The 21,479-nt window shown below is 68.4% G+C and carries 21 protein-coding genes; 11 read left to right on the top strand and 10 right to left on the bottom strand.

Annotated elements, in window-relative coordinates; translation table 11 throughout:
• Positions 1 to 71 precede the first annotated feature (71 nt).
• The 5 genes from C6P64_RS02660 to C6P64_RS02640 are packed head-to-tail and all read left to right on the top strand — an operon-like array spanning position 72 to position 3,967.
• Entirely contained in the window at positions 72 to 374 is a 303-nt protein-coding gene (locus tag C6P64_RS02660; protein WP_105747049.1) for an integration host factor subunit beta, read from the top strand.
• A 40-nt stretch (positions 375 to 414) separates the two neighbouring features.
• On the top strand, positions 415 to 696 hold the full coding sequence (locus C6P64_RS02655; RefSeq protein ID WP_105747048.1) for a lipopolysaccharide assembly protein LapA domain-containing protein: 282 nt from the start codon (positions 415 to 417) through the stop codon (positions 694 to 696).
• Positions 686 to 1,837, top strand: a complete 1,152-nt coding sequence (lapB, locus tag C6P64_RS02650) for a lipopolysaccharide assembly protein LapB (RefSeq protein ID WP_105747047.1) — start codon at positions 686 to 688, stop codon at positions 1,835 to 1,837. Before C6P64_RS02655 ends, lapB begins: the two co-directional genes overlap by 11 nt.
• Before the next feature lie 17 nt (positions 1,838 to 1,854).
• Positions 1,855 to 2,238 (top strand): DUF6394 family protein, encoded by a 384-nt coding sequence (locus C6P64_RS02645; protein ID WP_105747046.1) that lies wholly within the window; start codon positions 1,855 to 1,857, stop codon positions 2,236 to 2,238.
• A gap of 10 nt (positions 2,239 to 2,248) precedes the next feature.
• Entirely contained in the window at positions 2,249 to 3,967 is a 1,719-nt protein-coding gene (locus C6P64_RS02640) for a potassium channel family protein (protein ID WP_105747045.1), read from the top strand.
• Between the two features lie 21 nt (positions 3,968 to 3,988).
• On the opposite strand, the gene C6P64_RS02635 is transcribed toward C6P64_RS02640, so the two are convergent.
• The 8 genes from C6P64_RS02635 to msrA form a co-directional block, all read right to left on the bottom strand.
• Positions 3,989 to 5,959: an ATP-binding protein gene (locus C6P64_RS02635; protein ID WP_170073033.1), complete on the bottom strand. Its 1,971-nt coding sequence runs from the start codon at positions 5,957 to 5,959 to the stop codon at positions 3,989 to 3,991.
• Positions 5,956 to 6,759: a phosphate/phosphite/phosphonate ABC transporter substrate-binding protein gene (locus C6P64_RS02630; RefSeq protein WP_211296783.1), complete on the bottom strand. Its 804-nt coding sequence runs from the start codon at positions 6,757 to 6,759 to the stop codon at positions 5,956 to 5,958. Before C6P64_RS02630 ends, C6P64_RS02635 begins: the two co-directional genes overlap by 4 nt.
• Before the next feature lie 186 nt (positions 6,760 to 6,945).
• Positions 6,946 to 7,302, bottom strand: a complete 357-nt coding sequence (gene rplS, locus C6P64_RS02625; protein ID WP_105747042.1) for a 50S ribosomal protein L19 — start codon at positions 7,300 to 7,302, stop codon at positions 6,946 to 6,948.
• Between the two features lie 100 nt (positions 7,303 to 7,402).
• Positions 7,403 to 8,197: a tRNA (guanosine(37)-N1)-methyltransferase TrmD gene (gene trmD / locus C6P64_RS02620; RefSeq protein ID WP_105747041.1), complete on the bottom strand. Its 795-nt coding sequence runs from the start codon at positions 8,195 to 8,197 to the stop codon at positions 7,403 to 7,405.
• 27 nt (positions 8,198 to 8,224) lie between these two features.
• The gene (gene rimM / locus C6P64_RS02615; protein WP_105747040.1) at positions 8,225 to 8,809 is read right to left on the bottom strand and encodes a ribosome maturation factor RimM; all 585 of its coding nucleotides are present in this window, start codon (positions 8,807 to 8,809) and stop codon (positions 8,225 to 8,227) included.
• A gap of 2 nt (positions 8,810 to 8,811) precedes the next feature.
• Positions 8,812 to 9,081, bottom strand: a complete 270-nt coding sequence (gene rpsP / locus C6P64_RS02610) for a 30S ribosomal protein S16 (protein WP_105747039.1) — start codon at positions 9,079 to 9,081, stop codon at positions 8,812 to 8,814.
• Positions 9,082 to 9,229: 148 nt separating this feature from the next.
• Positions 9,230 to 10,213, bottom strand: a complete 984-nt coding sequence (locus C6P64_RS02605; RefSeq protein WP_342747508.1) for an AEC family transporter — start codon at positions 10,211 to 10,213, stop codon at positions 9,230 to 9,232.
• Positions 10,198 to 10,737 (bottom strand): peptide-methionine (S)-S-oxide reductase MsrA, encoded by a 540-nt coding sequence (gene msrA / locus C6P64_RS02600; RefSeq protein WP_105747037.1) that lies wholly within the window; start codon positions 10,735 to 10,737, stop codon positions 10,198 to 10,200. Before msrA ends, C6P64_RS02605 begins: the two co-directional genes overlap by 16 nt.
• Positions 10,738 to 10,874: 137 nt before the next feature.
• On the opposite strand from msrA, the gene C6P64_RS02595 reads away from it, so the two are divergent.
• Genes C6P64_RS02595 through C6P64_RS02570 form a run of 6 tightly spaced genes read left to right on the top strand, consistent with a single transcriptional unit; the run spans position 10,875 to position 18,659 of the window.
• Positions 10,875 to 12,032 (top strand): efflux RND transporter periplasmic adaptor subunit, encoded by a 1,158-nt coding sequence (locus C6P64_RS02595; protein WP_105747036.1) that lies wholly within the window; start codon positions 10,875 to 10,877, stop codon positions 12,030 to 12,032.
• A 15-nt stretch (positions 12,033 to 12,047) separates the two neighbouring features.
• A complete protein-coding gene (locus C6P64_RS02590) occupies positions 12,048 to 15,227 on the top strand; it encodes an efflux RND transporter permease subunit (protein ID WP_105747035.1) in 3,180 nt (1,059 codons plus the stop codon).
• Between the two features lie 57 nt (positions 15,228 to 15,284).
• Complete coding sequence (locus C6P64_RS02585; protein WP_105747034.1) at positions 15,285 to 15,971, top strand: protein-L-isoaspartate O-methyltransferase family protein; 687 nt, start codon at positions 15,285 to 15,287, stop codon at positions 15,969 to 15,971.
• 13 nt (positions 15,972 to 15,984) lie between these two features.
• A complete protein-coding gene (locus C6P64_RS02580; protein ID WP_105747033.1) occupies positions 15,985 to 16,335 on the top strand; it encodes a rhodanese-like domain-containing protein in 351 nt (116 codons plus the stop codon).
• Positions 16,336 to 16,369: 34 nt separating this feature from the next.
• Entirely contained in the window at positions 16,370 to 17,770 is a 1,401-nt protein-coding gene (locus C6P64_RS02575) for a TolC family outer membrane protein (RefSeq protein ID WP_105747032.1), read from the top strand.
• 43 nt (positions 17,771 to 17,813) lie between these two features.
• Positions 17,814 to 18,659, top strand: a complete 846-nt coding sequence (locus C6P64_RS02570; RefSeq protein ID WP_105747031.1) for a DUF5672 family protein — start codon at positions 17,814 to 17,816, stop codon at positions 18,657 to 18,659.
• Positions 18,660 to 18,675: 16 nt separating this feature from the next.
• On the opposite strand, the gene msbA is transcribed toward C6P64_RS02570, so the two are convergent.
• Both msbA and C6P64_RS02560 read right to left on the bottom strand, forming a co-directional pair.
• Entirely contained in the window at positions 18,676 to 20,418 is a 1,743-nt protein-coding gene (gene msbA, locus C6P64_RS02565) for a lipid A export permease/ATP-binding protein MsbA (RefSeq protein WP_105747030.1), read from the bottom strand.
• Positions 20,415 to 21,440, bottom strand: coding sequence for a glycosyltransferase family 9 protein (locus C6P64_RS02560; protein WP_170073032.1), 1,026 nt, complete (start codon positions 21,438 to 21,440; stop codon positions 20,415 to 20,417). Before C6P64_RS02560 ends, msbA begins: the two co-directional genes overlap by 4 nt.
• Positions 21,441 to 21,479: the final 39 nt, after the last annotated feature.

The raw sequence follows: 21,479 nt of genomic DNA, 5'->3' as shown, positions 1-21,479 counted from the left end.
ATCGTTAGCGCCAGGGCCCGGCGCGCTTATCGCGCCGGGCCTTTTTCTTTGCTTCCCAGATTCACAGACCCATGACTCGCAGCGACCTTGTAGAAGCCCTGGCGGCACGCTTTGCCCAACTCGGACAGCGTGATGCCGAACTCGCGGTCAAGGCCATTCTCGAGGCCATGGTCGACGCGCTGACGCAGGGCCAGAGGATAGAGATCAGGGGCTTCGGCAGTTTCTCGGTCAACCACCGGCCAGCCCGCATGGGCCGCAACCCGCGCTCGGGCGCCAGCGTGGCCATTCCCGAGAAGCGGGTGCCGCATTTCAAGCCCGGCAAGGCCTTGCGCGAGCAAGTCGACGCCGCACCGCGCAGCGGTGCATCGGGCTGAAGTCCGCACCGCTACAATCCCCGCAACACCGGGGGAATGCGTGAAATACCTTCTGTGGCTGCTCAAGGCAGCCATTTTCTTTGCTCTGTTCGCCTTCGCACTGAACAACCAGGACCCGGTCCTGCTCAGGCTGTTCGGTGCGCAATGGGAGGCACCGCTCGTGCTGCTGCTGCTGGCGGCCCTGGTCGTCGGCGTCTTCCTCGGCATGGCCGTGATGCTGCCGCTGTGGCTGCGCGCGCGCCGGGCCGCCAAGGCCGCCTCGGACAGCGCCTCCGGCCTGGCAACCAGCCCCGCCCCTTCCGAGACCCCTCATGGCATTTGACTTCAGCTGGCTGCTCTGGGGCCTGCCGCTCGCCTTCGTGCTGGGCTGGCTGGCCTCGCGCTACGACCTGCGCCAATGGCGCGCCGAGCGCCGGCAAAACCCCAAGGCCTATTTCCGCGGACTCGACCTGCTGCTCAACGAGCAGCAAGACCAGGCGATCGACGCCTTCATCGAGGCGGTGCAGAACGACCCCGAGACCTCGGAGCTGCATTTCGCGCTCGGCAACCTGTTCCGCCGGCGCGGCGACTACGAGCGCGCGGTACGCGTGCACGAGCACCTGCTGCAGCGCGGCGACCTGGGGCAAAAGGACCTGCAGCGTGCCCAGCATGCGCTGGCGCAGGATTTCCTGAAAGCCGGACTGCTCGACCGCGCCGAGGCCGCGCTGCGCAAGCTCGAGGACAGCCCCTATGCGACCGAGGCCCTGCTGGCCCTGCTCGCCATCTACGAGCGCTCGCGCGACTGGGAACAGGCCGCCGGGACCGCGGTACGCCTGGAGGCGATAGGCTGCGGCTCCTTCGAGCTCAGGCTGGCGCATTACCGCTGCGAGCAGGCCGAACTGCTGCGCAAGCAGGGCAACACGGTCGAGGCATTGGCCATGCTCGAGGCGCTGGTGCTGCGCAGTCCCAAATCGGCCCGGGCCTGGATCTCGCTGGCCGACCTGCGCCAGTCGCTCGGCGACACCCAGGGCGGGCTGCAGGCGCTGCACCAGCTCGCGATCCAGGTGCCGCAGCACCTGCCGCTGGTCGCGCACAGCCTGGCGCAATGGTCCAAGCTCGACGCCGCGCAGGGCCAGGCAACCGAGCAGCTGCTGCGCGGCTGGCGCGAGCAGCATGCGCCCTCGCTCGACGTGACGCAGGCGTTGGCACTGCTGCAGCCCGATGGCGCCCAGGCGCGCGCGCTCTACATCGAGCACCTGCAACGCGAACCCTCGCTGGTCGCGGCGGCCTTCTGGCTGGCGGGCGAGCATTTCGGCCAGCCCGAGGAGGAAAAGCGCGTCAAGCAGGCGCTCGAGCGCGCCTGCGAGCCGCTCAAGCGCTACCGCTGCGCCGCCTGCGGCTTCGAGGCGCGCCAGTATTTCTGGCAATGCCCGGGCTGCCAGAGCTGGGACAGCTACCCGCCGGTGCGGGTCGAGGAACTCTGAACCCTTATCATCCAGCCATGAATCTGGAAAAAGTCATCTTCGGTTTCTTCATCGTCCTGGCCGCGACGCTGAACTTCGGCTTCTTCATCGGCGAGATCGACAACCCCGCGCACCACCATATCTACGAGCTGTTCGCCGCCGTGGTGGTCAACCTGATCGCGACCATCCTCAAGCTCGGCGACCGGACGCAGATCGGCGCGGTCCATCTGTCGACCAGCCTGGTGGCCGACCTGCAGCTGATCGCGGCGGCCATGGTCTGGGGCTATACGGCCCATGTGTCGCAGGTCGGCATGACGCCCGAGGTCACCACCAGCATCGTCTCGCTCTCGGGCGGCGCGCTGCTGGCCAACGTGGTCTCGGTCGTGATCCTGATCGCCGAGACCATCATGCAGCGCCGCTGAAGGCCGCCGCATGAAAGCCGGACAGGAAATCAGCACCATCTTCCTGTTGCTGCGGCGCGTGCGCGGCACGCTGATCGCGCTGGTGCTGATCTACGCGATCTCGGTGCTGGGGCTCACGCTGGTGCCGGGTCCGCCCGATGCCAGCGGCGCGATCACGCGCATGAGCTTCTTCCATGCCTTCTACTTCGTCAGCTACACCGCGACGACGATAGGCTTTGGCGAGATTCCGAATGCCTTCTCGGAGCAGCAGCGGCTCTGGACCCTGGTCTGCATCTACCTGTCGGTCATCGGCTGGGCACTGTTTGTCGGCAAGCTGCTGCAGATGGCGGCGGACGAAAACCTGCAGCGCGCGATCCGCAGCAGCCGCTTCGCGCGCAGCGTGCGCAAGCTCGCCGAGCCCTTCTACATCGTCTGCGGCTACGGCGAGACCGGGCGGCTGATCTGCCACGCGCTCGACCAGCTGGGCTACCGCGTCGTCGTGCTCGAGCTCAACAGCGAGCATCTGGCGGAGCTCGAGTTGCAGAACCACATCGCCGACATGCCGGCCCTGGTCGCCGATGCGGCCAATCCGACCCTGCTCAAGCTGGCCGGGCTGCAGCACCCGCATTGCCGCGGCATCGTGGCGCTGACCGACGACGATGACGCCAACCGCAGCATCGCGCTCTCGACCCGGCTGCTGGCACCCGAGCTGCCGGTGCTCGCGCGCGCCAGCGGCCGCGCCGCCGCTGCCGACATGGCCTCCTTCGGCACTCATCACATCATCGATCCCTTCCTGAAGTTCGGCAACTACCTGGGGCTGGCGATGCATGCGCCAGCGGCCTACCAGCTGCTGCTGTGGCTGACCGGCCTGCCCGGCACCACGGTGGAGCGCCCGCGCAGTCCGCCGAACGGGCACTGGATCCTGCTCGGCTTCGGCCGCTTCAGCCAGGGGCTGGCGGCCACCATCGCCAGCGAAGGCATGCCGGTCACGGTGATCGACCTGCAGCCGCCGGCCGCAGCCAGCGCCGGGGTGAACTGGGTCCAGGGCGACGGCAGGGGCGCCGAGGCGCTGCTCAAGGCCGGGATCGCGCAGGCCGCCGGCATCGTGGCCGCGACCTCGAGCGACGTCGACAACCTGTCGGCCACCTTCACGGCACGCGAACTCAACCCCGGCCTGTTCACCATCGTGCGGCAGAACAATATGGGCAACCGGCCCTTGTTCGAGCGTTTCAGCGCCGACCTGACCATGGTGCCGAGCGAGGTGATCGCGCACGAATGCCTCGCCATACTGACCACGCCGATGCTGGCCCCCTTCCTGCAGGTGGCCAGGTCGGCAACCTGGTGCGAGCCGCTGCTGCAGCGGCTGACCAGCCAGCTGGGCTGGGAGGCGCCTGAGGTGTGGAGCGTGCGGATCTCGGCGCGGCAGGCCCCCGCGCTGCAGCGCAAGCTCGCACTCGGCGAGCGCCTGCGCCTGGGCGATCTGCTCAAGGACCACGCCGACCGCAGCGAGCCCCTGCTGTGCGAGGTGCTGCAGCTCGACCGCCCGGGCCAGCCGAGCCAGATGCTGCCGACGCCAGACACCCTGCTGCAAGCCGGCGACGAGCTGCTGCTGGTCGGACGCCGCCGCGCCCGCTCCAGGCTGGAGCTGACGCTGAACAATGCCCATGCGCTGGAGTATGTGCTGACGGGCCGCGAGTCCTCGGGCAGCTGGCTGTGGCAGCAGCTGTCACGTCACGAGAAGACGGGGTGAAGCACTTCTCGGCATCGCCCCTCAGGTGGCGAGGTCGCAGCACAAGCGGCGGGTCACCTCGACCACCTGCTCCAGCTTGAAGGGCTTGCCGACGAAGTCGTTCATGCCAGCCGCCAGGCAGGCCTGGCGATCCTCCTCGGTGACGTTGGCGGTGATCGCGACGATGGGCAGGTCTTGCCAGCGCCCATCGTCGCGGATGGCCCGCGTGGCCTGCAGGCCATCCATGTGGGGCATGCTCACATCCATGAAGACCAGATCGAAGGCTTGAGGCTGCTCGCGCAGCGCCGCCAGCACCTGGAGCCCATCCTGCGCCACCTGGACCTGCGCGCCTTCCTGGCCCAGGATTCCCTTCATGATGAGGTGGTTGACCGGGATGTCATCTGCGACCAGGATGTTGAGGCCCTGCAGCCGCTGGCCGATCCGGGGCTGCGCGTCCCCCTCCTCTGCGCTGGCATGGTCCCGGTCGGCGACTGCCGCCGGATCGGCAAGCTCCAGCGGCAAGCGCACCGTGAAGCAGCTGCCTTGGCCCGGCGCGCTCTCGACCCGGATATCGCCGCCCATGGCCTCGACCAGGCGCTTGGTGATCGAAAGACCCAGGCCGGTGCCGCCGAAGCGCCGGGTGGTGGTGCTCTCGCCCTGCTGGAACGGCAGGAACAGCTGGCCGATCTGCTGCGCGGACATGCCGATGCCACTGTCGCTCACGGCCAGCTCGAGACACTCGCCAAGCGGCTGCGGCGGGGAAACCGGCCGGCGCTGCACGCGCAACACCACCTCGCCATGCTGGCTGAACTTGACGGAGTTGCTCAGAAGATTGAGCAGCACCTGGCGCAGGCGCAGGCCATCGCCCTGCACCCAGTCGGGCAGGCCGGCGGCCGCCTCCACCCGCAGCGGCAGCTGCTTGGCCGCGGCCGCTGGCGCCAGCATGGCCAGGATGTCGCGCAGCAGACTCGGCAGATGGACCGGTTCATGCAAGATCTCGAGCTTGCCGGCCTCGATCTTTGAGTGATCGAGGATGTCGTCGATGATCTGGCGCAGCAGCTGGCCGGAGCTGGACGCGGTCTCCAGATGCTGGCGCAACACCTCGTCGAGCGGGCAGCGCAGGGCCAGTTGCAGACTGCCCAGCACGCCATTGATGGGCGTGCGGATCTCGTGGCTCATGACGGCGAGAAACTGGCTCTTGGCGACGCTGGCCTGCTGGGCCTTGACCTTTTCCGCCTCGAGCGCGGAGTTGAGCCTTTGCAAGTGCTCGTTGGCCGCCTCGCGTTCACGCAAGGCATCCTGCAGGTCCAGGGTACGCTGGCGCACCGTTTCCTCGAGGATCCGGGTGTGATCGCTGAGCATGTCGGCCATCCGGTTGAAGGCCCTGGCGGTCTCGGCCAGTTCATCCGCGCCGCGCACCGGCACCCGGACCGAAAAATCACCATTGGCCAGGGCCTGGCTGGCATCGCGCAACTTGAGCAGCTGTCCCGTCAACACTCCGCCCAGGACAAAGGAAAACACCGCCACCAGCGCCATTTCCAGGGCCGACAGCGCCAGATACCAGTGCCTGGCCTGGCCCAGCAGGTCCTGCAGGCGGCCCACATCCATGCCGAACTGTATCTGGCCAAAGCTCTGGCCCGCCACCTCCACCGGCAGCACATGGTCGTAGCGTGCGTCACCGCTCAAGTCCAGCCGCGCCTCGTGCCGCACAGGCTGGACAGGCAGCTTGCCCATCTGGGCAATCAGGATGTCGCCGGGCCCCAGCACCCGCATATAGCTGATGTCGCCCGTTGCCATGACATCCTTGACCACGGCCTCCACGGTGGCCACGTCCGATGCGACCATCGCATCGCGCAGGCTGGCCACCAGCAAGCGACTGATGCTGGCCATGCGGCGCTCGACGTTGTCCTCGTTGGAACTCTGCAGCTGGTTCATGCCATTCCACACCAGGATGGCCAGCAGGATCGCCTCGATCAGGGCGATGCCGACGATGGTCTTGGTGCGGAACTTCACTTCTTGACAGCAGAGGAACCGACTGGCTGCCTGAGCCGGAGGGCGCGCACGGAATCCCATTCGCTGTCGGTTGCCGCCACCAGGCCCTTGAAGTTCAGGGGCTCGAGCAGCGCGCGGCCGGCCTCGTCACCGTCCAGTCCGATGAAGGCCTGGCGCAGGCGCTCGGCCACCTCGGCGCTCACGCCTGGGTGTATGGCCAGCGCGTGAGGGGTATAGGCCGGAGTGCGGGAGAGCACGCGCAACTGGGACGAGACCTGCGGCTCCATGCCTTCGAGCGTGCGCTGGATGCCGCCGCCGGCATCGAACAGGCCGTTGGCCACGCCTTTGTAGACACTGTCGTGCGAACTCACGTAGCGGGCATCGATCTCTATTTGGCTGCGGCTGAATTCGGCCCGGGGCAGGATGCTGGCGGCAAAGGCCGCAGGCGCCGGGAAGGCCACCCGCTTGCCCTGAAGTTGCTCCAGGCTCTGGACCGGACTGCCCTTGGGCACCACGATGATGCCCACCAGCTTGCGATCCTTTTCCTTCAGGAAGGCCTGGTAGCCAGGTGTCTTGCTGAACACCGTGTAGTGGTAGGGATTCATGTAGGCGAGCTGGAACTCGCCCTTCATGACGCGGTCCTCGAACGCCGGAATGTCCGCCGCGGTACGAAATACCAGTTGCACGCGAGCCCGTCGGCCCACCTCTTGCAGCAGCGGAATCCAGGCGCGCGCGAGTTCGCTGGCCGCCTGCTGCGGCACGATGCCCACGCTCAGGACAGGTGGCGCGGACTGTGCGCGGGCGACGCCAGCCAACAGCAAGGAGCAGACAAGCAGCAGCCACGGGAAGCGCCAGCAAAAAGCGAAAACCCGTGAACGCCACATGGGGAAGAATGCAAGACACTGGCTCATACGGATGCGAACTCCAAGGGGATTGGGGCCCCAAAAATAAAAAGCGCCCGAAGGCGCTTTCTACATGGGGGACGATCAAGCTGCCGAGGCAGTCGATCAAGCGCCCAGCTTTTCCTTGATGCGTGCCGACTTGCCGCTGCGCTGGCGCAGGTAGTACAGCTTGGCGCGACGGACGTCACCGCGGCGCTTGACTTCGATCTTGGCAATCAGCGGGCTGTAGAGCGGGAAGGTACGCTCGACGCCTTCGCCGTTCGAGATCTTGCGCACGATGAAGCCGGAGTTCAGGCCGCGGTTGCGGCGAGCGATCACGACGCCTTCGTAGGCCTGCACGCGCTTGCGAGTGCCTTCGATCACGTTGACGCTGACGATCACGGTGTCGCCGGGAGCGAAAGCGGGGATTTCTTTGTTCAGGCGAGCAATTTCTTCTTGCTCGAGGATCTGGATCAGGTTCATGATTTACCTCGGTTTTCGTTCATATACGGCTACGCTAGGGGCCTCGACTCTCAACAGGTTGGGGCGGCCGCCAGAGGACCGAAAAGCCTTGGATTATAGCCTATCTGACGTCCTTGTCGAGCGCCTGGGCGCGCAGCCACTGCTCGTCCCTCTTGCTCAGGGCACCGCGGGCGCGCACCGAATCGAGCACGTCGGGCCGCCACTGGGCGGTCTGGCGCAGGCTTTGCTGGCGCCGCCAGGCCTCGATCTGGCCGTGGTGGCCCGACAGCAGCACCGGCGGCACCGGAACCTCGCCCTGTGGGCCCTGCCAGACTTCGGGCCTTGTGTAATGCGGGCAGTCGAGCAGGCCGTCGAGCGCCGGGTTGAAGCTGTCTTGCTGGTGGCTGCCGGCATCGTTCAGCACGCCAGGCTGCAGCCGCGCGACCGAGTCGAGCAGCGCCATGGCCGGGATCTCGCCGCCCGAGAGCACGAAGTCGCCCAGGCTGAGCTGGACATCGACGCAGGCATCGATGAAGCGCTGGTCCAGCCCCTCGTAGCGGCCGCAGACCAGAATCGCGCCTGCCCCTGAGCAGAAGCGCTCGACCACTGGATGCGCGATGCGCTCGCCCAGCGGCGAGAACAGCACGGTCGGCACCGGGTCGGCACCGGGCAGGTCGGCGCCACGGTCGGCGCGGATCGCCTGCCAGCAGCGGTAGAGCGGGTCGGGCTGCATCACCATGCCGGGGCCGCCACCAAAGGGCCGGTCGTCGACGCGGCGGTAATTGCCCTCGGCGAAGTCGCGCAGTTGCCACAGGCGCACGTCGACCTGGCGGCTCTCGAAGGCGCGCCGGTTGATGCCGTGGCTCAGGAAGGGAGCGAACAGCTCCGGGAACAGGGTGATGATGTCGAAACGCATGGTAGGCGGTACAGCGCCTGCAGCGCTTCAGTAGTCGGGTTGCCAGTCGACCGTGATGCGCTTGCCCGGCAGGTCGACCGAATCGACATAGACCGAGACGAAGGGAATCATGCGCTCTTGCGGCTTGCCGTCCTCGGTGTATTCGAGGCAGAGCACCGAATGCGGGCCGGTCGGCAGCAGGTCGCGCACCACGCCCAGCGACACGCCTTCGCGGTTGACGACCTCGAGGCCGAGCAGGTCGACCCAGTAGTATTCGTCGTCGCCCTTGGCGGCGGGGAAGTCGGCGCGCGAGACATGGATGCGCGCGCCCTTGAGCGCCTCGGCGGCGTTGCGGTCGGCTATTTGGGAGATCCGCGCCACCAGGCCATCGGCATGGGTCTTGACCTCGTCGACGACGACGGTCACGACACCGGAGAATGCGTCGAAGCCGCGCGCGAAGCGGGCTTCGGGAGGAGTCAGGAACCAGCGCTTGGCAGCCAGCAGCACTTCGGGGTCGGCGCTGTGCGAATGCAGTCGCAGCCAACCCTTGATGCCCCAGGCTTCCTGCACCCGGCCGAGCTCCACCGCGTCAGGCGGCAGAACGGCTGGTTCGAGGCCGGGCAGCTGAGCCATGATTAGGCGGCAGCGGAAGTCGCGGCAGCAGCCTTGGCGGCTTGCTTGACCAGGCGCTCGACGACGTCGGAAGCCTGGGCGCCCACGCCTTGCCAGTAGGTCAGGCGGTCCTGGGCGATGCGCAGCGGCTCTTCGCCACCGCGGGCCAGCGGGTTGTAGAAGCCGATGCGCTCGATGAAGCGGCCGTCACGACGGTTTTGCTTGTGAGCGACGACGATGTTGTAGAACGGACGGGCTTTGGAGCCGCCGCGGGAGAGTCGGATAACGACCATGGTTTGTCCTTCGGGTGCTGTGGTGACGGGGCGCCATCGCCCTGTCGCAATTTTCCGCAACGCCTGAGACACCGACTGACCACCCGGCCAGCGAAACGTTGCAAAGCCGATCATTATAGCCGGATCGCCCCGGCGAGCAAAAGGTCGATCAACTGCCGGCCAGAGCGGCCGTCAGCAGCATCACGGCGCTGAGCGTGAGCAGGCCGAGCGCGGTGGAGAGCCCCACCACCGTGGTCGTGAGTTCCTGCTCGGCGCGGTAGCGCTGGGCGAACAGGTAGACGTTGGCGCCAGTCGGCAGGGCCGCCGCGAGCACGATCACCTGCCAGGCCAGGGGGGCGAGGCCCAGCGCCCAGCCCGAGGCCGCCACCAGCAGCGGCAAGGCCAGGTTCTTGCAGGCCACCACCGGCAGCGCCGCGCGCCAGTGACCCGCCAGCGGCGTGAGCGCCAGGCTGATGCCGACCAGCACCAGCGACAGCGGCCCGAAGGCATTGCCGAGCAGGCGCAGCGGCTGGTCGACCAGCGGCGACAGGGTCCAGCCGGTCTGGGCAAACAGCAGGCCGGCGGCAATCGGCAGCGGGATCGGATGCAGCAGCGAGGCCCGCATGGCCGAGCGCACCGTCCTGAGCAGGCGCGGGGAATGCGCGCCGTCCCGGCTGGCCTGGCGCGCCTGCGCCAGCTCGATCAGCACCGACGAGGCGGTCAGTATGATCAGCGAGTGCACCGCGACCAGGGTCAGCAGCGTCACCAGCCCCGGCTTGCCGTAGGCCAGCTCGACCAGGATCAGGCCGATCATGACGTTGTTGGAGAAGGTGCCGCCCAGCGCCAGCACCACGCTGCGCGGCGTGAAGCCGCGCCAGGCGATCTGCGCCAGCAGCCAGGCCACCGCCACCGGGAAATAGGCCAGCACCGGCCTGGGGTCGAGCTGCTCGAAGCGCACCGCGCTCATGGTGCGAAACAGCAGCGCCGGGATCAGCAACATGAAGACCAGGTTGGACAGGCCGCGCACGGCTTCCGGGCCGACCCAGCGCAGGCGACCGGCCAGGAAACCGGCGCCGACCAGCAGGCAGACCGGGATCAGCGAGGCCAGGACCGGGTGCTGGGCCAGCTCCATCCGGATCAATCCCGCAGCCAAGCGGCGAAGGCGTGCCGCAGCTTGGCGACCTTGGGCGCGGCGACGGCCAGGCAATAACCCTGGTTCGGGTTGCGCGCGAAGAAGTCCTGGTGATAGTCCTCGGCCGGCCAGTAGTTTTCCAGCGGCTTGACTTCGGTCACGATGGGCTGGTCGAAGGCGGATTCGCGCTCGAGCTCGGCGATGAAGTCGCGCGCCTGCGCCTGCTGCTCGGGGCTGCTGCAGTAGATGCCGCTGCGGTACTGGCTGCCGACATCATGGCCCTGGCGGTTGAGCTGGGTCGGGTCGTGGATGGCGAAGAAGATGGCCAGCAGCTGCTGCAGCGGGATCACGGCCGGGTCGAACTCGAGCTTGACGACCTCGACGCAGCCGGTGCGGCCGGTGCAGACCTGCTCGTAGCTCGGGCGCGCGGGTTGGCCGTTGCAGTAGCCGGACTCGACATCGAGCACGCCCTTGACGCGCACGAACACGGCCTCTGTGCACCAGAAGCAGCCGCCGCCCAGGACCAGGGTTGCAGGTGATGACATGACAGAATTCCTTTCTTGCACTGACTCGATTACTGGCACAGATAGTACATAGAACGGCATTCATGCCCTCCAGCCTGGGCTATAGTCGCTAAATTGCCGATCAAAATTGCCGCCTGCGACTGGACGAAAAAGACAATATGACATCGTGGAAACGCTGGGCCTTGCTGGCCCTGTTGGCCCTGGCACTCGCGCTGGGCCTGCTGCGCGCACTCGACAAGCGCCAGCAACAGCAGGAGAACGCGCGTCGGCTGGCAGCCAGTTCGCAGGCACCGGCGGCGATCGAGCTGTCCGAGCACGACCTGTTCCTGGCCGAGGCGGTCGAGCTGCGGCTCAGCCTGCCGTTCACGGGCACCTTGAAGGCGGTGCATGCGGCCACGGTCAAGGCCCGGGTCGCGGGCGAACTGAGCGGCCTGACGGTGCGCGAGGGCGATCCGGTGCGTGCCGGCCAGCTGCTGGCCCGGGTGGACGCGACCGAGGCGCGGGCGCGGGTGGCGCAGGCCGAGCAGCAGGTCCATGCCAGCCAGGCCCAGCTCGCGATCGCCCAGCGCCAGCAGGACAACAACCAGGCGCTGGTCAGGCAGGGCTTCATCTCGTCGACGGCGGCGCAGACCTCGGAGCTCAACCTCGCGACCGCGCGCGCCAACCTGCAGGCGACCCAGGCCCTGCTCGACATCGCGCGCAAGACCTTGGCCGATACCGAGCTGCGCGCGCCGATCTCGGGCCAGGTCGCGGCCCGGCTGGCCCAGGACGGCGAGCGGGTGCCGGTCGATGCGCGGGTGCTGGACATCGTCGATGCCCGCGCGCTGGAGATAGAAGCCGCCCTGCCCCCGGCCGATGCGCTGCAGCTGCGGGTCGGCCAGCTGGCCGAATGGTCGGTCGAGGGCATGGGCCAGCCGTCCAAGGCGCGGGTGGCGCGCATCAGTCCCGCCCTGCAGGCCGGCAGCCGCAGCCTGCTGGCCTACCTGGCGCTGCCGGCGCAAGACGGCCTGCGCCAGGGCCTGTTCGTGCAGGGCCGGATCGAGACCGGACGGCTGCGCGCGGTCGCGGTGCCGCTGTCGGCGCTGCGCAGCGACCAGCCCCAGCCCTATCTGCAGCTGCTGCAGGACGGCCAGGTGGTGCACCGCAAGGTGGTGCCGGGCCAGCAGGGCCAGCTCGGCGACGAGGCCATGGTCGCGATCGACGGGTTGGAGCCCGGCACGCGGGTGCTGCGCGCGAGCGCCGGCGCGCTGGCCGCCGGCACGCCGGCCAAGGCGGTCCGCGCGACCGCCCGGCCCGATGCGGCAACGGCGCGCTGAGCGAGGACCGGCCCGATGTGGTTCACCCGTGTCTCGCTGCACAACCCGGTCTTCGCGACCATGGTCATGCTGGCCTTCGTGGTGCTGGGGGCGTTTTCGCTGCAGCGGCTGCAGATCGACCAGTTCCCGAATGTCGACTTTCCGGTCGTGGTGGTCTCGACCGAATACCCGGGCGCCGCGCCCGAGATCGTCGAGTCCGAGGTCACGCGCAAGATCGAGGAAGGCGTCAACGGCATCGCCGGCATCAACACCCTGACCTCGCGCAGCTACGAGAACCAGTCGGTGGTGGTGATCGAGTTCCAGCTCCACATCGACGGGCGCAAGGCGGCCGAGGACGTGCGCGAGAAGATCGCGGCGCTGCGCGCCAGCCTGCGCGACGAGGTCGAGGAGCCGCGGGTGCAGCGCTTCGATCCGGCCAGCCGGCCGGTCTGGTCGGTCGCGATCCTGCCCGACAGCAGCCAGGGCCAAGCGCCCGATACGGTCGAGCTGACCCACTGGGCCGAGCTGGTATTCAAGAAGCGGCTCGAACATGCGCGCGGCGTCGGCGCGGTCACGCTGGCCGGTGCCAGCCGGCGCACGGTCCAGGTCGAGCTGCAGCCGGCCGCGCTCGAGGCCTTCGGCGTGACGCCGGAGCAGGTCGTCAGCACGATCCGGCAGGAGAACCAGGACCTGCCGGTCGGCGCGCTGCGCACGCTCGAACGCGAACGCATGGTGCAGATCGAGGCACGCGCCGCGCGGCCGCAGGAGTTCGAGCGCCTGATCGTCGCGCGCCACAACGGCCAGCCGGTGCGGCTGGGCCAGGTCGCGCGCGTGCTCGACGGCGCGCAGGAGGTCGAGAGCCTGGCGCTCTACAACGGCCAGCGCACCCTGCTGCTGCAGGTGCAGAAGGCGCAGGACGAGAACACGCTGGCCGTCATCGACAGCCTCACGCAGGTACTGGCCGAGATCGGCCCGGAAGTCCCGGCCGGCATCAAGCTGGCGCCGATCGGCGACACCGGCAGACCGATCCGGGTCGCGGTCGCCAACGTGACCCGTACCCTGGTCGAGGGCGCCTTGCTGACGGTACTGATCGTGTTCCTGTTCCTGAACTCCTGGCGCTCGACCGTCATCACCGGGCTGACGCTGCCGATCGCGCTGGTCGGTGCCTTCCTGTTCATGCACCTGTTCGGCTTCACGATCAACATGATCACGATGATGGCGCTGTCGCTGTGCGTGGGGCTGCTGATCGACGATGCGATCGTGGTGCGCGAGAACATCGTGCGCCATGTCCAGATGGGCAAGACCCCGTTCCAGGCCGCGCTCGACGGCACGCAGGAGATCGGGCTGGCCGTGCTGGCGACCACGCTGTCGATCGTCGCGGTGTTCCTGCCGATCGGCTTCATGCAGGGCATCGTCGGCAAGTTCTTCCACGAGTTCGGCATCACGATCGTCGCGGCGGTGCTGATCTCGATGTTCGTCAGCTTCACGCTCGACCCGATGCTCTCGAGTGTCTGGCATGACCCCGAGATAGAGCCGCACGACCCCAGTCGCCCGCGCCGCACGCTCTACGAGCGGACCCTGGGCCGGCTGACGCAGGCGATCGAGCGGAGCCAGGAACAGCTGGCCGAGGCCTACCAGGGCCTGCTGGCCTGGTCGCTGGCGCACAAGAAGAGCACGCTGGCGATCGCGGCCGGCACCCTGGTCGCCGCCTTCGCGCTGCTGCCCCTGCTCGGCAGCGAGTTCGTGCCCAAGGCCGATTTCTCGGAGACCAACATCGCCTTCGAGACCCCGGTCGGCAGCTCGCTCGAGAACACCGAGGCCAAGGCGCGCGAGGTCGATGCCATCGTGCGCAGCCTGCCCGAGGTGCGCTACACCCTGACCACGATCAACAGCGGCAATGCCCAGGGCAAGACCCGCGCCAGCCTCTATGTGCGCCTGGTCGAGCGCGACCAGCGCAGCCGCAGCGTCGACGAGCTGTCGGCGCAGCTGCGCGAGCGGCTGCGCCAAGTCGGCGGCATCACGGTCACGCAGGCCGGACTGCTGGACCCGGTCGGCGGCCAGAAGCAGATCGAGTTCTCGCTGCAGGGTCCCGACCTGCAGCAGCTCGACCGGCTGGGCCAGCAGGCCATGGCCAGGCTGCGCACCATCCCGGGGCTGGTCGACCTCGACAGCAGCGCCAAGCCGAACAAGCCGACGATCTCGGTGCAGCTCAAGCGCGACGCGGCCTCCGACCTCGGCATCGGCACGGCGCAGCTCGCGGCCAGCCTGCGCACCCTGGTCGCGGGCCAGAGCGCGGGCAACTGGCGCGCCTCCGACGACGAGACCTACGACATCCAGGTCCGGCTGCCGCTGGCCGGACGCAGCCAGGTCGAGCAGCTGCGCCAGCTGCCGCTGGTCGTCGGCAGCAACGCCGACGGCTCGGCGCGCGTGCTCAGGCTCGAGCAGGTCGCCGAGGTCAGCGAATCGACCGGCGCCAGCCAGATCAACCGGCGCGCGCTGACGCGCGAGGTCACCATCAGCGGCAACGCCTATGCGCGCTCGATCGGCGAGATCTCGGCCGACATCCGGCGCGAGCTCGACGCGCTGCAGCTGCCCAGCGGCTACCGCTACAGCTTCGGCGGCTCGACCAAGAACATGGACGAGTCGCTGGGCTATGCGGTCTCGGCGCTGGCGCTGGCGATCATCTTCATCTACATGATCCTGGCCAGCCAGTTCAAGAGCTTCCTGCAGCCACTGGCGCTGATGAGCTCGCTGCCGCTGACGCTGATCGGCGTGGTGCTGGCGCTGCTGCTGTTCGGCTCCAGCCTGTCGATGTTCTCGGTCATCGGCATCGTGATGCTGATGGGGCTGGTGACCAAGAACGCGATCCTGCTGATCGACTTCGCGATCCGCGCGCGCGAAGGCACGCCCGAGCATCCGCCGCTGGAGCGCGAGGCGGCGCTGCTGCTGGCCGGCCGGGTGCGGCTGCGGCCGATCCTGATGACCACGCTGGCGATGGTGTTCGGCATGGTGCCGCTGGCGCTCGCGCTCAGCGAGGGCTCCGAGCAACGCGCACCGATGGGCCAGGCCGTGATCGGCGGCGTGCTGACCTCGACCCTGCTGACCCTGGTCGTGGTGCCGGTGGTCTACTGCTACATGGACGACCTGGGCCGCTGGTTCCAGCGCCTGTGGTCGGGCCGTCCCGCTGAAGATGTCGGCCGCGCGGGCGAGTCCTGAGGCTGGCGTTCAGTAAAATGGACCAGAATCGGCAAACATACCCACCGGAGTATATAAATGAGCACTGCAATCGCCTTCGACTTCGACAAGGCCCGCTTCAACATGATCGAGCAGCAGATCCGCCCCTGGGATGTGCTGGATGCCAAGGTGCTGGCCCTGCTGGGCGAAGTCAAGCGCGAGGACTTCGTGCCCGAGGCCTACCAGTCGGTGGCGCTGGCCGACCTCGAGATCCCGCTCGGCAAGGGCGAAGGCCAGTCCATGCTGGCGCCCAAGGTCGAGGCACGCCTGCTGCAGGACCTGGCGCTGCAGCCCGGCGACAGCGTGCTCGAGATCGGCACCGGCTCGGGCTACTTGGCGGCGCTGATGGCGCGCCAGTGCGCCCGCGTCATCAGCCTCGAGATCGATCCGGCGCTGGCCCAGCAGGCCCGCGCCAACCTGCAGGCCGCTGGCGTGAAGAACGTCGAGGTCCGCACCGCCGACGCCTGCGCCGACCAGTTCGCGGCCTGCAACGCCGGTGCGCCGTTCGACGCGATCGTGCTCGGCGGCTCGGTGGCCGAGGTGCCGCAGGAGCTGCTGTCCCTACTCAAGACCGGTGGCCGCCTGTGGGCCGTCGTCGGCCGCGCCCCGGCCATGCGCGCCACCCTGGTGCGCGCCGTCGCTGGCGGCCAGCATGTCGAGCAGCCCTGGGATGTCAGCGCACCGCGCCTGCAGAACTTCCCCGAGTCCAGCCCGTTCAAGTTCTGACCGGTAGCCAGCCGTGATCAAAGCGATACGCCCCGCGCAGCTCAAGGACTGGATCGCGGCCTGCCAGGCCGAGGACCCGCAATCCCGGCCCCTGGTGCTCGACGTGCGCGAGCCCTGGGAACTGCAGACCGCCAGCATCAAGCCCGACGGCTTCGAGCTGGTCGCCATGCCGATGGCCAGCATCCCGGCGCGCCTGAACGAGCTGCCGCGCGAGCGGCCGATCGCCTGCCTCTGCCACCATGGTGGGCGCAGCGCCCAGGTCACCTACTTCCTGCTGAACCAGGGCTATGACGAGGTGGTCAACCTGCACGGCGGCATCCACGCCTGGTCGCAGGAAGTCGATCCGTCGGTGCCGCAGTACTGAACCCCCTCCCCCAGCCTCCAACGGTCGATCTGCCATGCCCCTGTCCCATGCTTCCCCAACGACCGCCAAGCCAGGCCGGCTACTGCCTGGTGCGTCGCCGGCGCTCGCCCTCGTCGCGCGCACGACGCGCCTGCTCGGCGCCATGGCCTTGGCCGGAGGCTGCGCGCTGACCGCCCAGGCGCAGAGCCTGACCGAGCTGCACCAGGCCGCCAAGCGCTACGACGCGGCCTACCTGGCGGCCCAGGCGCAATACCAGGCCAGCCTGGCCAAGGCCGAGCAGGCCCGCGCCGGCCTGCTGCCCAGCGCCGGACTGTCGGCGGCGGCCAACTTCAGCGATCTCGACAGCAGCGTCGACTCGCAGGACAAGAACTACAACAACCAGACACTGCAGCTGTCGGCCAGCCAGCCGCTCTACCGTCCGGCCAACCGGCTGGCGCTCGAGCAGGCGCGCAAGTCGCTTGAGGCGGCCGAGGCCCAGCTCGAGGCGGCCAGCCAGGAACTGGTGGTGCGCAGCGCCCAGGCCTACTTCGACGTGCTCGCGGCACAGGACAGCCTGGCCTTCGTGCAGGCGCAGAAAGCCGCCGTGTCCGAGCAGCTGGCAGCGGCCAAGCGCAACTTCGAGGTCGGCACCGCCACCATCACCGACACGCGCGAGGCCCAGGCCCGCTTCGACCAGACCGTGGCGCAGGAGATCGCCGCCGAGAACGAGCTGCGCGTCAAGCGGCTGGCGCTCGACCAGCTGGTCGGCCAGACGGGGGTCAGCCCCTGGCGCCTGGCCAGCGGCGTCGCGCTGCCCGCGCTCGAACCGGCCGAGCTGGGCCGCTGGCTGGAGCGCGCGGAGACTGCGCACCCGCAGGTGCGCCAGGCCGCCACCGGACTCGAGGTGGCCAGGCTGGAGACCGCCAAGGCGCAGGCCGGCCATCTGCCGACGCTGGACGCGGTCGCGAGCTACCAGAGCGCGCGCACGCCCGCCTCGTCGAGCAGCCTGCCGCCCTATCTGCGCAACAAGACGGCGTCGATCGGCGTGCAGTTCAACCTGCCGCTGTTCGCGGGCTTCTCGACCCAGAACCGCATCAAGGAGACGCTGGCGCTCGAGGACAAGGCGCGCAACGACCTCGACGCGGCCAAGCGCGGCGTGGCGCAGGCCACGCGCACGGCCTACTACGGCGTGGTCTCGGGCCAGGGCCAGGTCAAGGCGCTGGAAGCCGCCGAGGCCTCGAGCCAGAGCGCGCTCGAGGCGACCCAGCTCGGCTACCAGGTCGGCGTGCGCATCAACCTCGATGTGCTCAACGCGCAGAGCCAGCTGTTCCAGACCAAGGCCAGCCTGGCCAAGGCGCGCTACGACCTGCTGCTGGTCGGGCTCAGGCTCAAGCAGGCCGGCGGGGTGCTCCAAGAGCAGGACCTGCAGGCTGTCAATGCCGTGCTCAAGCCGTGATGGCGGATGCCGAGACGGGGGTCGCCCAGGCCCGCACGAAGCCATGACGCGGCAGCGACTGCAGCTGCCGCAGGTGACGCTGTGCTGCGTCGACACGCGGAGCCCGGCCGAAGCCGTCCATGCCCTGCGCCAGTCCATGCGCCAGATCGACTTCGGGCGCGTCCTCTACCTGGGACCGGCCCGTGCAGGCGCGATGGGACTGGAGCTGGAAGGCATCGAGCTGGTCGCGATCGATGACATCACCAGCATCGAGGCCTACTCGCGCTTCATGCTGCACGGGCTCGGACCGTACATCGAAACCAGCCATGTGCTGGTCGTGCAATGGGACGGCTTCGTCACGCACCCGGAGCGCTGGCAAGACCGCTTCCTCGATTGCGACTACATCGGACCGCCCTGGTATTACAAGCGTCGGGCCGCGGCGGTCGGCAACGGGGGATTTTCCCTGCGCAGTCGCCGGCTGATCGATGCGCTGGCACAGCTGCCCTACGACGGCAGCGAGCCGGAGGACAGGGTCATCTGCGTCCACTGGCGCGAGCAGCTGGAACGCGAGCATGGCATCCGCATCGCTTCCGTGGAGCTGGGAGCGGAATTCGGCATCGAATACGGCCCCTGGCGGCCCGCCTTCGGCTTCCACGGGCTGCACAACTTTGCGCACGAGATGAGCGCGCAGGAACTGCAGGACTGGCTGCAGGGCGCCGATGACGGATTGATCCTGAGCAAGCATGGCCGCCAGCTGGTCAAGACCCTGATGGGCAGCGGCCAGTCGGCACAGGCGCTGGCCTTGCTGCGCCGGCGCAGCCGCCGCCTGGGCTGGACCGGGGACCAGCTCAGGCTCTATCTGCGCGTGCGGGCGCAGCAGCTCAGGTCGGTCCTGTCAGCGCGCGCCTGAAGCGCGCCGCTACAGATTACAGATTGGCCGACTGGATCCGCACCATGCCGGCGTAGGCTCCGTTGCTGGCCATCAGCTGCTCGTGGCTGCCCTGCTCGATGATGCGGCCTTCGGACATCACGCAGATCAGGTCGGCGTTGCGGATCGTGCTCAGGCGGTGCGCGATCAGGATCAGGGTCTTGGCATGGCGCAGGTCCTCGATCGAGCGCTGCACCACGGCCTCGGACTCGGAGTCGAGCGCCGAGGTGGCCTCGTCGAAGATCCAGATCGCGGCGTCGCGGTAGAGCGCGCGCGCGATCGCCAGCCGCTGCCGCTGGCCGCCCGACAGCAGGCTGCCGTTGGTGCCGACCGGCGCGTCCATGCCCTCGGGCAGCTTGGCCACATGGCCCCAGAGGTTGGCGGCGCGCAGGCACTGCTCGACCTTGGCCCGGTCGACGCCGAGCGGGCTGGCATAGGCCACGTTCTGCGCGATGCTGCCATCGAACAGCACGATGTCCTGCGACACCACCGCGAAATGGCGCCGCAGGCTGGCCAGCCTGAGCGACTCGATCGGCTGGCCGTCGAGCAGCACTTGGCCGCCGTTGACCTGGGCAAAGCGCAGCAGGGTGTTGACCACCGTGGTCTTGCCGGCGCCCGATGAACCGACCAGGGCCACCGTCTGCCCGGGAGCGATGTGCAGGTCCAGGCCGTCGAGCGAGGGCGCGGCCGCTTCCTCGTACTGCACCCGGACCTGGTTGAAGTCGATGCGGCCCTGGCAACTGGGCAGGTCCTGGGTGCCATGGTCGGGTTCCGGCGCGGCATCCATCAGGCCGAAGGAGCCGCGCGCCGTGATCAGCGCGCTGTTGATCGGCTGGTAAACATCGGTCAGGTGGCGCATCGGCGAGATCGTCATCAGCAAGGCGGTGACGAAGGAGACGAACTCGCCCACCGTGGCCGAGCCCTGGCTGGCCTGCCACAGCGCCAGCGTGATGATGATGGACACGCCGATGGCCGCCACCACCTGGGTCGCCGGCGTCACGAGCGAGCTGGTCGCGACCTGCTTCAAGGTCATGCGGCGGTACTGGGAGGCCTCGGCGTCGAAGCGCTTGAGCTCGAAGTCGGCCGCATCGAAGGTGCGCACCACGCGCCAGGCGCGCGCGTTGTCGTCGACCGTGCCGACCAGGCGCTGCTGCGACAGGTACTGCTCCTGGCCGACCTTGCTCAGGCGCTTCTGCACCAGCTTGATCGTGATGCCGAGCAGCGGCATCGAGACGAAGGACAGCAGGGTGAGCTGCCAGTTCAGGTACAGCAGGTAGCCGACCAGGAACATCAGGGTGGTCGCGTCCTTGACGAAGGTGATCAGCGAGTTGCCGATCACCTGCGAGGCGGACTGCGGGTCGTTGATGACCTTGGTCACCGCCACCCCAGGGCTGACCTGGGTGAACAGCCTGGCATCGGCGCGCAGCAGGGCGCGCATGAGGTCGCGCCGCAACTCGAGCACCATGGCCGAGGTGGCCGAGGTCATGACATAGGTGCCCGAGAAGTTGAACACCCCGCGCACCAGGAACAGGCCGATGATGATGATAGGCACCGACCAGAGCGGAAACTTCAGCCCGTCCTGGAAGCCCGAGTCGATCAGCTTCTTGAACAGCGCCGGGATCACCGGCTCGACCGCCGAGCCGAGCAGGAAGAACAGCAGCGAGGCCGCGAGCATGCGCCACTGGCGCCGGGCATAGACCAGCAGGCGCCGGCCGGTGTCCTTGAGTTCGGCCTGCTTCATGCCACCACCTTGGGGGCAGCCTTGCTGACCAGCTCCAACACCTGCTCGACGGTCACGGCGGCCAGGGTCTCGGCCTGGACGTTGAACAGGTGGCCGGGGTCGTGGGCCAGGGTGCGCCGGTGGCCGATCAGCACGAAGGTGGGGGTGGCCACGGCCGCCGCCACGTTGACCATGCCGGTGTCGTTGCCGACGCAGACATCGGCCAGCTTGAGCGCGGCGGCGCTGCCCAGCACCGGGGCATCGGTCAGGACAGCCAGGCCATGGCGCGCCGAAGGCGGGACCAGGGCCTCGATGTCCTTGGCCAGCTGCACCTCGGCCGGACCGCCGAGCAGCACCACGCCGGCGCCGCGCTCGATCAGGCGCCGGGCCAGCTCGGCAAAGGGCTTGATGCCCCACTGCTTGTGGGTCTCGCTGGTGCCGATCGCGAAGGCGCAGAGCGGCCGGGGCAGGCCGGCCAGGCGCTGCTGCATCGCCTGCAGCTGATCGTCCGGCACCTCGAGCCGGGGCACGATGGGCTGGGCGCAGAAGCCATGCTTGACCATCAGCTCGCTGGCCTCGTGGTAGGCCGCCACCGACGGCCCCTGGTAGGGACGGACGAACGGCCCCTGGTTCAGGAAGATGCGCTGCAAGGGCTTGTAGCCGAAGCCGATGCGGACCGGGATGCCGCTCAGGCCGGCCACCAGGCCGCGGCTGATGCGGCCCGAGAACAGCACGATGCGGTCGAAACGCCCCTGCTTGAGCTGCTGCGCCATGCGCCACATGCCGAGCAGACCGGCATGGCGTCCCTGGCGCTTCTCGCCGCGGCGCGGACGGTGGTCATGGTCGATCACGGCCTCGACCCAGCTCTCCTTGCCGATGAAGGCGCGCGCCAGCGTGGAGGGCTGCGCCACGACCGTGACCTGGCCGCCCTGGCTCTGCTCGGCAATCGCCTTGAAGTACTGGATATGCCAGATCAGGTCGCCAATGCCGGTGTACTGCAGCAGGACCACGGTACGCGGACGCTTGTCGTTGGAGGGGAGCATGGATAAGCAGGAGGGGGGAAAAGAGGCTGGTATTTTGCC

This window comes from Malikia granosa, assembly GCF_002980595.1.
Classification (GTDB): Bacteria; Pseudomonadota; Gammaproteobacteria; order Burkholderiales; family Burkholderiaceae_C; genus Malikia; species Malikia granosa.
This window is presented reverse-complemented; position numbering and strand designations above follow the sequence as displayed.

Bases quoted from the DNA above. Each gene is read 5' to 3' on its own strand.
- C6P64_RS02660 (WP_105747049.1), top strand. From the start codon at position 72: ATGACTCGCAGCGACCTTGTAGAAGCCCTGGCGGCACGCTTTGCCCAA.
- lapB (WP_105747047.1), top strand. From the start codon at position 686: ATGGCATTTGACTTCAGCTGGCTGCTCTGGGGCCTGCCGCTCGCCTTC.
- C6P64_RS02645 (WP_105747046.1), top strand. From the start codon at position 1,855: ATGAATCTGGAAAAAGTCATCTTCGGTTTCTTCATCGTCCTGGCCGCG.
- C6P64_RS02640 (WP_105747045.1), top strand. From the start codon at position 2,249: ATGAAAGCCGGACAGGAAATCAGCACCATCTTCCTGTTGCTGCGGCGC.
- rplS (WP_105747042.1), bottom strand. From the start codon at position 7,302: ATGAACCTGATCCAGATCCTCGAGCAAGAAGAAATTGCTCGCCTGAAC.
- trmD (WP_105747041.1), bottom strand. From the start codon at position 8,197: ATGCGTTTCGACATCATCACCCTGTTCCCGGAGCTGTTCGCTCCCTTC.
- rimM (WP_105747040.1), bottom strand. From the start codon at position 8,809: ATGGCTCAGCTGCCCGGCCTCGAACCAGCCGTTCTGCCGCCTGACGCG.
- rpsP (WP_105747039.1), bottom strand. From the start codon at position 9,081: ATGGTCGTTATCCGACTCTCCCGCGGCGGCTCCAAAGCCCGTCCGTTC.
- msrA (WP_105747037.1), bottom strand. From the start codon at position 10,737: ATGTCATCACCTGCAACCCTGGTCCTGGGCGGCGGCTGCTTCTGGTGC.
- C6P64_RS02595 (WP_105747036.1), top strand. From the start codon at position 10,875: ATGACATCGTGGAAACGCTGGGCCTTGCTGGCCCTGTTGGCCCTGGCA.
- C6P64_RS02590 (WP_105747035.1), top strand. From the start codon at position 12,048: ATGTGGTTCACCCGTGTCTCGCTGCACAACCCGGTCTTCGCGACCATG.
- C6P64_RS02585 (WP_105747034.1), top strand. From the start codon at position 15,285: ATGAGCACTGCAATCGCCTTCGACTTCGACAAGGCCCGCTTCAACATG.
- C6P64_RS02575 (WP_105747032.1), top strand. From the start codon at position 16,370: ATGCCCCTGTCCCATGCTTCCCCAACGACCGCCAAGCCAGGCCGGCTA.
- C6P64_RS02570 (WP_105747031.1), top strand. From the start codon at position 17,814: ATGACGCGGCAGCGACTGCAGCTGCCGCAGGTGACGCTGTGCTGCGTC.
- msbA (WP_105747030.1), bottom strand. From the start codon at position 20,418: ATGAAGCAGGCCGAACTCAAGGACACCGGCCGGCGCCTGCTGGTCTAT.
- C6P64_RS02560 (WP_170073032.1), bottom strand. From the start codon at position 21,440: ATGCTCCCCTCCAACGACAAGCGTCCGCGTACCGTGGTCCTGCTGCAG.